Raw genomic sequence first — 10874 nt, forward strand, 5'->3', positions numbered from 1 at the left:
CCGGCCCCGGCGCTGGCGATCGGCTGCGGCCGCCAGGGTGCGCTGGCCGGGCGCCTGGCGCGCGAGCGCGGCGCGCGTGCGGTGCAGATCCTCGATCCGCGCATCGACAGCCGCCACTGGGACCTGGTGGTGGTGCCGGAGCATGACCGCCTGCGCGGCACCAACGTCATCACCCTGCTGGGCAGCCTCAACCCGGTCGACGACGCCTGGCTGGAACGGGCGCGGCAGCAGTTCCGCGCGCTGTGCGCGCTGCCGCGTCCGCGCACCGCGCTGCTGCTGGGCGGCCCGACCCGGCATGCGCCTTGGTCGCTGGATTCGCTGGCGCAGGCGCTGGCGGCGCTGCGCGCGCAGGTGCGTGCGGAGGGTGGCAGCCTGCTGGCCACGGTCTCGCGGCGCACCCCGGCGGCCGCCTCCGCGCCGCTGCACGCGGCGATGCAGGGCGTGCCGGGCATGGCCTGGGACGGCGGCGGCGCCAACCCCTATCCGGGCCTGCTGGCCTGCGCCGACCGCATCGTCTGCACCCCGGACTCGGTGAACATGCTCTCCGAGGCCTGTGCCACCGACGCGCCGGTGTACGTGCTCGAACCGCAGCTGGCACGCGGGCGCCTGGCGGCCTTCCTGCGCGCACTGCAGGATCTGGGCCGGGTGCGCGCGCTTGCCGGCGGGCTGGAACCGTTCCCGGTGCAGCCGCTGCGCGAGACCGCGCGGGTCGCCGCCGAGGTGCGCCGGCGGCTGGGGCTGGAGGACGCGCCCTAGGAGGCGTCCGGCGCCGGGTCGAACACCAGTCCGTGCGCGGCGATCGCAGCGGCCACCTGCGCCCGCTGCGGATCCAGCGCGCCGTCGTCGGGAACCAGCCGCGGGCGCCGGTCCAGGGTGCAGCCCAGGCCCGCCTCCACCAGCGCCGCATGCGCCGCCAGCAGCGCCTGCACGGTGGCCTCCGCCAGCCGGCCGGCCGCGCCCAGCGCGGCCAGCAGCCGCGGCGTGTCGCGCGGCTCCAGCAGCGGCGGGCAGGTCGCGGCCTCGCGCAGCACCAGGTACTGCACCAGGAACTCCAGGTCGACCAGGCCGCCGGCGCCCTGCTTGAGATCGAAGCGCGCCGCGTCGCTGCGGTCCAGCTCGGCGCGCATGCGCCGGCGCATGCCGGCCACGTCGGCGGCCAGCGCCGCCGGATCGCGCGGCCGCGCCAGGGTCTGGCGGCGGATGCGCTCGAAGTCCGCCCCCATCGAGGCATCGCCGGCGACCATGCGCGCGCGCACCAGGGCCTGGTGCTCCCAGGTCCAGGCGCGGTGCAGCTGGTATTCCGAATAGCTGGACAGCGAGGACACCAGCAGGCTCTTGCCGCCGTCCGGGCGCAGGCGCATGTCGGTCTCGTACAGGCGCCCGGCGCTGGTGACCGCGCCCAGCAGGCCCACCACCTTCTGCGCCAGACGCGCGTACCAGCGCCCGGCCTCCAGCGGCCGCGCGCCGTCGGACAGGGCCTCCGGGTCGGCGTCGTAGAGGAACACCAGGTCCAGGTCCGAACCGAAGCCAAGCTCGCAGCCACCGAGGCTGCCGTAACCGACCACGGCGAAGCGCCCGCCGGGGATGCGGCCGTGCGCAGCGACCACCTCGCCCTCGGCCATGGCCAGCACCTGGGCCACCACCGCGTCGGCCAGCCAGGCCAGCTCGCGCACGCTGTCCGTGGCCGGCTGGCGCCGGTCCAGCGCGGCCAGGGCGATGCGGAAGCTCAGCGCCAGGCGCACCTCGTTGAGCGCGCGCAACGCCGCCTCCGGGTCGCCGTCGCCGCTGGCCACCGCCGCGGCGCAGGCGCGGTGCATTTCCGCCGCGTCCGGGATCGGCCCGGCCACGCGGATGTCCAGCAGCTCGTCCAGCAGCAGCGGATAGGCGGCGATGCGGTCGGCCAGCAGCGCGCTGCGCGCCAGCACGTCGACCAGCCGCGCCAGCGCGCTGGGCTGCTCGTCCAGCAGGGCCAGGTAGCTGGCGCGGCGCAGGATCGACTGCAGCAGGCCCAGCAGGCGCTTGAGCGCCGCATCCGGCTGCGCCGAGCGCGCGGCCGCACCCAGCAGCGCCGGCACCACCCGGTCCAGGCGCGCGCGCGCCGCGTCCGACAGCGCGCGCACGCCGTTGCCGCGGGCGAAGTCGCGCAGTGCCGCGTCGGCGCCGGCGGGATCGCCAAAACCGGCATCGGCCAGCACTCCGGCCTCGCCGGCCTGCGGCAGCGCGCGCCAGTAATCCTGCAGCGCGTCCGGCGCGGATTCGCGCCGGCGCGGCACCAGCAGCGCGTCGAACTCGGCCGACACCCGGGCGCGGCAGGCGGCCAGTTCCGCCGCCAGCGCCTCCCAGCCTGCGTGGCCCAGGGCCAGGGCGATGCGCTCGCGCGCTTCCGGATCCTCCGGCACCGAGTGGACCTGGGCATCGCCCAGCATCTGCACCCGGTTCTCCAGCCGGCGCAGGAAGCGGTAGGCAGCGGCCAGCGCGGCGCCGTCCTGCGCGGCGATCTGCCCGCCCTCCACCAGCGCCTGCAGCGCCGGCAGCAGGCAGCGGCCGCGCAGCGCCGGTTCGCGCCCGCCGCGGATCAGCTGCAGCGACTGCACCAGGAACTCGATCTCGCGGATGCCACCGCGCCCGCGCTTGAGGTCGTCGGCCATGTCGCGGCGCTGCATTTCGGCCACGATCGCGGCCTTCATCGCGCGCAGGCCGTCCAGCGCGGTGAAATCGAGGTAGCGGCGGTAGACGAACGGGCGCAGGGTCTCCAGCCAGGCCTCGCCGGCGGCGGTATCGCCGGCCACCGCGCGCGCCTTGAGCCAGGCGTAGCGTTCCCAGTCGCGGCCCTCGCGCTGGAAGTACTGGTCCATGGCCGCGAACGACCACGCCACCCGCCCGGCGTTGCCGAACGGGCGCAGGCGCAGGTCGACGCGGTGGCAGAAGCCGTCGGCAGTGACCTCGTCCAGCAGCTTGGCCAGGCGCTGGCCCAGGCGCGCGAAGTACTCCTCGGCCTCCAGCGCGCGGCGGCCGTCGGATTCGCCCTCGTGGGCGTAGGCGTAGACCAGGTCGATGTCGGAGGAGAAGTTCAGCTCGCCGCCGCCGAGCTTGCCCAGGCCGAACACCACCAGCCGCTGCGGCCGGCCGGCCGGATCGCGGACCACGCCATGGCGCTGCGCGAACTCCTGCTCCAGCGCCTCCAGGGCCTGCGCCAGGCATTGCTCGGCCAGCCGCGTGCTGCCGGCCAAGGTGGCGTCGACGTCGTCCAGGCCCAGCACGTCGCGCCATACCAGGCGGGTGGAGGCGGCGGCGCGGAAGCGGCGCAGCTGGCCGGGCCAGTCATGCGGCTGCAGCGGGTCCAGCACCGGCGGCGGCAGCGGCGCCGGATCGTCCGCGGCCAGGTGCGCCAGCAGCGCCGGCTGCCGGCGCAGGGTCTCGATCGCGAAGTCGCTGCCCAGGGCCACCCGCGCGACGCGGTCGCACAGCCCGGGGTCCTGCAGCAGCGCGGCATGCTCGGCCGAGGCGGCACGCAGGGTGGAAAGGGCGCGTTCGGCGTGGAGCCTGCGGAGTTCATCCGCGGCGGGGACGGGAGGCGTGGGCGTGCTCATCGCCCGGATTGTGGCATGCGCCCGGCGCGCGCCCGGGCCGGGCAGGCATAAAAAAAGCCCGCTTGCAGCGTACTGCCAGCGGGCCTGCTCCCTCCCCCACGTCGGGATGCGGGGCCATCGTGAAGAGCGCCCGAAGGCTTTGCACGCTGCACTGCAAAACAGCGCCCGCCGGTTCATCAACGTGGATTTCCGGGCATTTTTGCTGAATACGGATATTCCCCGAAGTGATACCGGTATCACATGAACCGACATGGATCCCGGGCAGGACCCGCGGGCACCTTTCCGGTGCCGCCGCGGGCACCTGCGGGGGCCATCAGCCTGAACGGACTGCGCAAAAACGCCCCGGGCGCGGTGCGCGGCCGGGGCGTCCGGGGGGCGGATTCAGGCGGCCTGGTGCGCGGCCGGCAGCGCGCGGCGTCGGCGCACGGCCTGCGCCAGCCGCTCCAGCACCGCGGCCGAGGCCTCCCAGTCAAGGCAGCCGTCGGTGATGCTCTGCCCGTAGGCCAGGGCACGCCCGGCCACCGGGTCCTGGCGCCCGCCGACCAGGTGGCTTTCCACCATCACCCCGATGATCCGGCGCTCGCCGCCCTCCAGCTGCGCGGCGATGTCCTCCACCACCGCGGGCTGGCGCTCCGGGTTCTTGCCGGAGTTGGCGTGGCTGGCATCGATCATGATCCGCGGCGCCAGGCCCGAGCGTTCCAGCACCTCGCTGGCGGCCTGCACGCTGGCGGCGTCGTAGTTGGGCGCCTTGCCGCCGCGCAGGATCACGTGGCAGTCCGGATTGCCGGCGGTGGCGGCGATGGCCGAGCGCCCGTCCTTGGTCACGGCCAGGAAATGGTGCGGATGCGCCGCCGCCATCACCGCGTCGGCGGCGATGCGCACGTTGCCGTCGGTGCCGTTCTTGAAGCCCACCGGGCAGGACAGGCCAGAGGCCATCTCGCGGTGGATCTGGCTCTCGGTGGTGCGCGCGCCGATCGCGCCCCAGGCCACCAGGTCGGCGATGTACTGCGGCGAGATCGTGTCCAGGTACTCGCAACCGGCCGGCAGGCCCAGGTGGTTGATGTCGCGCAGCAGGCCGCGGGCGATGCGCAGGCCCTTGTTGATGCGGAAGCTGCCGTCCAGGTCCGGGTCGTTGATCAGGCCCTTCCAGCCGACGGTGGTGCGCGGTTTCTCGAAGTACACGCGCATCACGATCTCCAGCGCGTCGCCGAGGCTGTCGCGCAGCGGGCGCAGGCGCCGGGCATATTCCATCGCCGCGTGCGGGTCGTGGATCGAGCACGGGCCGATCACCACCGCCAGGCGGTCGTCGCGGCCGTGCAGGATCGCCGACAGCGCGCGGCGCGCATCGGCCACCGTCTGCGAGGCCTGCTCGTCGCAGGGAATCTGGGCCAGCAGCTCGGCCGGGGGAGTCAGCGGTTCGAGGCTGCGGATGCGGAGGTCGTCGGTATGCGGGGCCATGGCGTTTCCATCTCTTGGTGGGGGGCCTGCCCAGCGTGGCGGCATGAAAAAAGCCGCCAGGTTCGCTGGCGGCTTTCGGGAATGCGTCTGAAGCTTTCTTCAGGGTGAGCGCAATCCTTCCTCCGCCAGCGGCTTCGGAAAGTAGTACCAAAAGTAAAAGCTGGCACGGGTTGCGGTCATGGGCCGTATTGATAGCACGCGGTCTTGTGCGCTGCCACAGTTTCATCCGCAACCCGCGCGTCCGCGGCGTGGATGCGGTCACGGAACGCAAAAAAAGAAGGCCGCCGCGAAGAGCGGCGGCCTTGCCAGGCCCGCGCAACGGCGCGGGACGGCGGATCAGGGAATCCGCAGGATCAGGAGCGGTACACCAGGCCGGCGCCCAGCACCGGGTACAGGCTCAGGTCGACGCTGTCCTCCAGGTCGCGGCGCTCGGCTTCCAGGTCGGCGGCGAACTGGGAGTCGCCGGCCAGGCCGGTGGCGACCAGCTCGACCGAGGTCTTGGCCGCGACCACGCCCAGCTCGGAGTAGAAGCCCAGCCCCGAGCCGCCGCGCGAGCGGTAGCCGATGCCGGCGTACGGGGCGACCTTGTCCTTCAGCTCGACGCGGCCCTGCAGGCTGCCCACGTCCTCGGCCGAGTACTCGGTGCCGTTGAACTCGTAGACGCCGCCGGCGCGCGGAGTGCCGGTCACCGCGGCCTTGATGTCGCCGACCACGGCGCCGACCGAAAGCTGCAGGCCACCGGCGAACGGATGCCAGTTCAGCAGCACGCGGGCGTTGTCGGACTTCAGCTCGCCGTCGTAGCGCACCTCGTCGGTGGTCTCGTCGCCGTCGAACTGGAAGGTGCTGTAGCCGACGGTGGCGGAGAAGCGCTTGCTGAGGCTGGCGTTGACGTCCACGCCGTAGCCGAGGGTGGACACGCCGGCGCCGACGCTGACGTCCTCGAACGGGGCGGCGATGGCGGCGGGCGCGAGCAGCGCGGCCGGCAGGGCGAGGGCCAGGGCGGCGAGTTTGTTCTTGGTCATGGGGGATTCCGTTGGGTGGGTTGGGACGCGGGGTCCTGGGTGGATAGCGACCGCCACCGCGCGCGCATTAATCCCGCCTTGGTCGCGGCGTGCCCGCGGCGCGCACCCGGTCACGGAATCCGCCATGCGCGCAAAGGAAAGGCCCCGCCTTGCGGCGGGGCCTTCCGGTACTGCGTGGACCGGCCTTGGGGCCTGGATCAGAAGTCCATGCCGCCCATGCCGCCCATGCCGCCCGCGGCCGCCGGCTCTTCCTTCTTCGGCAGCTCGGCCACCATGGCCTCGGTGGTGATCATCAGGCCGGCGATCGACGCCGCGTTCTGCAGCGCGGTGCGGGTGACCTTGGTCGGGTCCAGGATGCCGAACTCGAACATGTCGCCGAACTGGCCGGTGGCGGCGTTGTAGCCGAAGTTGCCATCGCCGTCCTTGACCTTGTTGACGATGACCGACGGCTCCTCGCCGGCGTTGGTCACGATCTCGCGCAGCGGGGCCTCCATCGCGCGCAGGGCGATCTGGATGCCGTGGTTCTGGTCCTCGTTGGCGCCCTTCAGGGCCTCGACCGCCTTCTTGGCGCGGATCAGGGCGACGCCGCCGCCCGGCACCACGCCTTCCTCGACGGCCGCACGGGTGGCGTGCAGGGCGTCTTCGACGCGGGCCTTCTTCTCCTTCATCTCGACCTCGGTGGCGGCACCGACCTTGATCACGGCCACGCCGCCGGCGAGCTTGGCCACGCGCTCCTGCAGCTTCTCGCGGTCGTAGTCCGAGGAGGTCTCCTCGATCTGGGCCTTGATCTGCTTGATGCGGGCCTCGATGGCGGAGGTGTCGCCGGCGCCGTCGATGATGGTGGTGTTCTCCTTGGAGACCTGCACCTTCTTGGCGCGGCCCAGGTCCTTGATGGTGGCCTTCTCCAGCTGCAGGCCGACTTCCTCGGAGATCACGGTGCCGCCGGTCAGGACGGCCATGTCCTCCAGCATCGCCTTGCGGCGGTCGCCGAAGCCCGGGGCCTTGACGGCGACGACCTTGACGATGCCGCGGATGGTGTTGACCACCAGGGTCGCCAGGGCTTCGCCCTCGACTTCCTCGGCCACGATCAGCAGCGGCTTGCCGGCCTTGGCCACGCCCTCGAGGATCGGCAGCAGGTCGCGCACCGACGAGATCTTCTTGTCGTGCAGCAGGATGAACGGATCATCCAGGTCGGCGGTCTGCGACTGCTGGTTGTTGATGAAGTACGGCGACAGGTAGCCGCGGTCGAACTGCATGCCCTCGACCACGTCCAGCTCGTTCTCCAGGCCCGAGCCTTCCTCGACGGTGATCACGCCTTCCTTGCCGACCTTCTTCATCGCCTCGGCGATGATGTTGCCGATCGACTCGTCGCTGTTGGCCGAAATGGTGCCGACCTGGGCAATGGCCTTGTCGTCGGCGGTCGGCTTGGACAGCTTCTTCAGCTCCTCGACGGCGGCCTTGACGGCCTGGTCGATGCCGCGCTTGAGGTCCATCGGGTTCATGCCGGCGGCCACGGCCTTGGAGCCCTCGCGGATGAAGGCCTGGGCCAGCACGGTGGCGGTGGTGGTGCCGTCACCGGCGTTGTCCGAGGTCTTGGAAGCGACTTCCTTGACCATCTGCGCGCCCATGTTCTCGAACTTGTCGGCCAGCTCGATCTCCTTGGCGACGGACACGCCGTCCTTGGTGATCGTCGGGGCGCCGAAGCTCTTCTCGAGCACGACGTTGCGGCCCTTCGGGCCCAGGGTCGCCTTGACGGCGTTGGCGAGGATGTTCACGCCGCGCACCATGCGCGAGCGGGCGTCTTCACCGAAACGGATTTCCTTCGCAGCCATTTTGAAAAACTCCGTGATTCTTTAAGCGTTGAGTGGATCGAAGCGCAGGAACCGCGGCGGGACTCAGCCCAGCACCGCGAAGATGTCGTCTTCCTTCACCACCAGGTACTCGGTGCCGTCCAGCTTGACCTCGGTGCCGGCGTACTTGCCGAACAGCACCTGGTCGCCGACCTTGACCTTGGGGGCGCGCACGCTGCCGTTGTCGAGCACCTTGCCCTCGCCCACGGCGATGACCGTGCCCTTGATCGGCTTCTCGGCAGCCGAATCCGGGATCACGATGCCACCGGCGGAGACCTTCTCCTCCTCGGTGCGCTTGATCACGACGCGGTCGTACAGCGGCTTGATGTTGCTCATTTCAATCCCTCACAAGTGATTGACTGGGTTGGAAAAAGGGCGGCGAGTCTAGCACTCGCCCCTGGCGAGTGCCAGCGCCCGCGACGGCAGGAAAAACCCCCGACGGGCCGAGGGCATGGGCCCCATGTGGGGCGCCGGCGGAGGCCTTTCAAGGGGCCGGCCGGGTTTTTCTTCCGGGCCCCGGGTCCGGGCCCCGGGGCCGCGGCCGGCTACACTCTGCGCCCATGGACGTGCACCTGGTGTTTTGCAGCTGCCCCGACCCGGACACCGCCTCCACCCTGGCCAGGACCCTGGTGGAGGAGCGGCTGGGCGCGGGCGCCAGCGTGCTGCCGGGGATGCACTCGGTATACCGCTGGCAGGGCGCGGTGGAGTTGGCCGACGAGGTGCTGCTGCTGGCCAAGGCCCCGGCCGACCGCCTGCCGGACCTGATCGGGCGGCTGCAGGCGCTGCATCCCTATGAACTCCCCGAGGTGCTCGCGGTCCAGGCCACGGCCGGGCTGCCCGCCTACCTCGGATGGGTGGTCGAGGCCACCCGCGACTGACGAACGGAAGACGAAGACACGCATGACCCCGCACCGCCCCCTGCCGGCCCGGCACCTGCCCGGCCTGCTCCTGATGCTGCTGGCCTGGCTGGCGGTCCTCGCCCCCGTCCAGGCCGCGGTCGACGCCAAGGACCTGCTGCCGGTGGACGAGGCCTTCGTCCTGACCGCGACCGCGCCCGAACCGGGGCGGATCGAGATCCACTGGAAGATCGCCGAGGGCTACTACCTCTACCGCCACCGCACCGCGGTCAGCGCCAGCGGCGACTTCGTCGGCGGCAACCTGCGGCTGCCGGCCGGCGAGCGCCACGTCGACGAGTTCTTCGGTCCGGTGGAAACCTACCGCGGCGCGCTGGTGGCGATCCTCGACGGCCAGCCCACCGGCGCCGGCGCCAGCGCCGAGCTGCAGATCCGCTACCAGGGCTGCGCCGACATCGGCATCTGCTATCCGCCGCAGACCCGCCGGGTGCAGGTGCGCCTGCCCGGCACCAGCACCGCCGCCAGCCGCCTGGCGGCGCTGCAGTCGGCCAACGCCGGGCGCGACCGCCTCGCGACGGCGCTGGGCGGCGTCCGCCCGGCCCTGCCGGAGGCGCAGGCCTTCGCGGTGGACGCCATCGCCGACGGCGGCAACCGCATCCGCGTGCGCCTGCAGCCGGTGGCCGGCTACTACATCTACCGCGACACCACCCGGTTCGTGCTGGAGGACGCGCCGGGCCTGTCCGCCGGCCGCCCGCAGTGGCCGCCGGGAACCGCGCACCGCGACGAGCACTTCGGCGAGGTGACGGTGTACTTCGAACCGGCGGAGGTCGTGCTGCCGGTGGTCCGCACCCGGCCGCACCCGGCGCGCGCCACCCTGGTGGTGACCTTCCAGGGCTGCCAGGAAGGCGGCATCTGCTACCCGCCGATGACCCGGCGCGTGGCCGTGGACCTGCCCACCGGAGAGGTGACGACGGCGGCGGCGGTGGGCGCCGCGCCGCTGCCCCCGGCCCCGGCCGCAGACGCCGGCGAGGTGGCGCCTGCGGAGCTGCCGGCCCCGCCGGAAGCGGCACCGGATGCCTCGGCCGGCAACGCCGCGCGCACCGCGGCGCCGCCAGCGGCCGCGGGCAACGGCAAGCGCGGCCTGGTCGGCGCCCTGCTGCTGGCCCTGCTAGGCGGCCTGGTGCTGAACCTGATGCCATGCGTGCTCCCGGTGCTCTCGCTCAAGGCCCTGGGCCTGGCCCAGAGCGGGGAGAGCCGCGAGCGCGCCCGCGCCCACGCGCTGTGGTACACGGCGGGCGTGCTGGTGGCGTTCGCCGCCGTCGGCGCCCTGGTGGTGGGCCTGCGCGCCGCCGGCCAGGCCGCCGGTTGGGGCTTCCAGCTGCAGCAGCCATGGTTCGTGGCCGCGCTGGCCTACCTGATGTTCGCGGTCGGCCTGAGCCTGTCGGGCGTGTACACCCTGGGCACCGGGGTCGGCGGCGGCCTGGCCGCCGCGCGCAACGGACCGGCCGGCGACTTCCTCACCGGGGTGCTGGCCTGCGTGGTCGCCAGCCCCTGCATTGCCCCGTTCATGGGCCCCGCCCTGGCCTACGCCTTCGCCGCGCCGGCCGCGGCCGGGATGCTGGTGTTCCTGGTACTGGGCCTGGGCCTGGCGCTGCCGTTCCTGCTGGTCGGCTTCGTGCCGGCACTGGCACGGCGGCTGCCGCAACCGGGGCCGTGGATGGAGACGGTCAAGCAGCTGCTGGCCTATCCGATGTACCTGACCGCGGTGTGGCTGCTGTGGATCCTCGGCCGCCAGCGCGGGGTGGACGCGGTGGCGATGGTGCTGGCCGGCGCCGCGGTGCTGGCGCTGGCGCTGTGGTGGTTCGAGCGCAGCCGCTGGTGGGGCCGCCGTGGCGCCACCCTGGCCGCCCTGGTCCTGGTCGCGGTGGCGCTGGCGCCGGTGTGGGGCGTGACCCGCCTGCCGCCGGCCAGCGTGCGCGCCGCCGACAGCGACGCGGTGCCCTACTCGGCCGCCGAGCTGGACCGGTTGCGCGGCGAGAACCGGGTGGTATTCGTCAACATGACCGCCGACTGGTGCGTGACCTGCAAGGCCAACGAGCG

Annotated in this window: 8 protein-coding genes; 3 read left to right on the top strand and 5 right to left on the bottom strand. The window is 72.7% G+C overall.

Annotation, left to right across the window (positions count from 1 at the left end; genetic code table 11):
* A partial coding sequence (locus tag B351_RS0115500; protein ID WP_019399946.1) for a mitochondrial fission ELM1 family protein occupies positions 1 to 756 on the top strand: 756 nt, incomplete at its 5' end.
* On the opposite strand, the gene glnE is transcribed toward B351_RS0115500, so the two are convergent.
* From glnE to groES, 5 genes are all read right to left on the bottom strand, one after another.
* Positions 753 to 3590, bottom strand: coding sequence for a bifunctional [glutamate--ammonia ligase]-adenylyl-L-tyrosine phosphorylase/[glutamate--ammonia-ligase] adenylyltransferase (glnE, locus tag B351_RS0115505; protein ID WP_019399947.1), 2838 nt, complete (start codon positions 3588 to 3590; stop codon positions 753 to 755). The genes B351_RS0115500 and glnE overlap by 4 nt on opposite strands.
* 381 nt (positions 3591 to 3971) lie before the next feature.
* Positions 3972 to 5048 (bottom strand): 3-deoxy-7-phosphoheptulonate synthase, encoded by a 1077-nt coding sequence (locus B351_RS0115510; protein WP_019399948.1) that lies wholly within the window; start codon positions 5046 to 5048, stop codon positions 3972 to 3974.
* A 353-nt stretch (positions 5049 to 5401) separates the two neighbouring features.
* Complete coding sequence (locus B351_RS0115515; protein WP_019399949.1) at positions 5402 to 6070, bottom strand: hypothetical protein; 669 nt, start codon at positions 6068 to 6070, stop codon at positions 5402 to 5404.
* Positions 6071 to 6267: 197 nt separating this feature from the next.
* Entirely contained in the window at positions 6268 to 7902 is a 1635-nt protein-coding gene (gene groL / locus B351_RS0115520) for a chaperonin GroEL (protein ID WP_019399950.1), read from the bottom strand.
* A gap of 63 nt (positions 7903 to 7965) precedes the next feature.
* Positions 7966 to 8256: a co-chaperone GroES gene (gene groES, locus B351_RS0115525; RefSeq protein WP_019399951.1), complete on the bottom strand. Its 291-nt coding sequence runs from the start codon at positions 8254 to 8256 to the stop codon at positions 7966 to 7968.
* Between the two features lie 224 nt (positions 8257 to 8480).
* On the opposite strand from groES, the gene cutA reads away from it, so the two are divergent.
* Both cutA and B351_RS17025 read left to right on the top strand, forming a co-directional pair.
* Positions 8481 to 8798 carry a divalent-cation tolerance protein CutA gene (cutA, locus tag B351_RS0115530; protein WP_019399952.1) on the top strand — a complete coding sequence of 106 codons (318 nt, stop codon included), beginning with the start codon at positions 8481 to 8483 and terminating at the stop codon, positions 8796 to 8798.
* Positions 8799 to 8820: 22 nt separating this feature from the next.
* A partial coding sequence (locus B351_RS17025; RefSeq protein WP_019399953.1) for a protein-disulfide reductase DsbD occupies positions 8821 to 10874 on the top strand: 2054 nt, incomplete at its 3' end.

The organism is Pseudoxanthomonas sp. GW2 (assembly GCF_000283075.1).
GTDB lineage: Bacteria > Pseudomonadota > Gammaproteobacteria > Xanthomonadales > Xanthomonadaceae > Pseudoxanthomonas.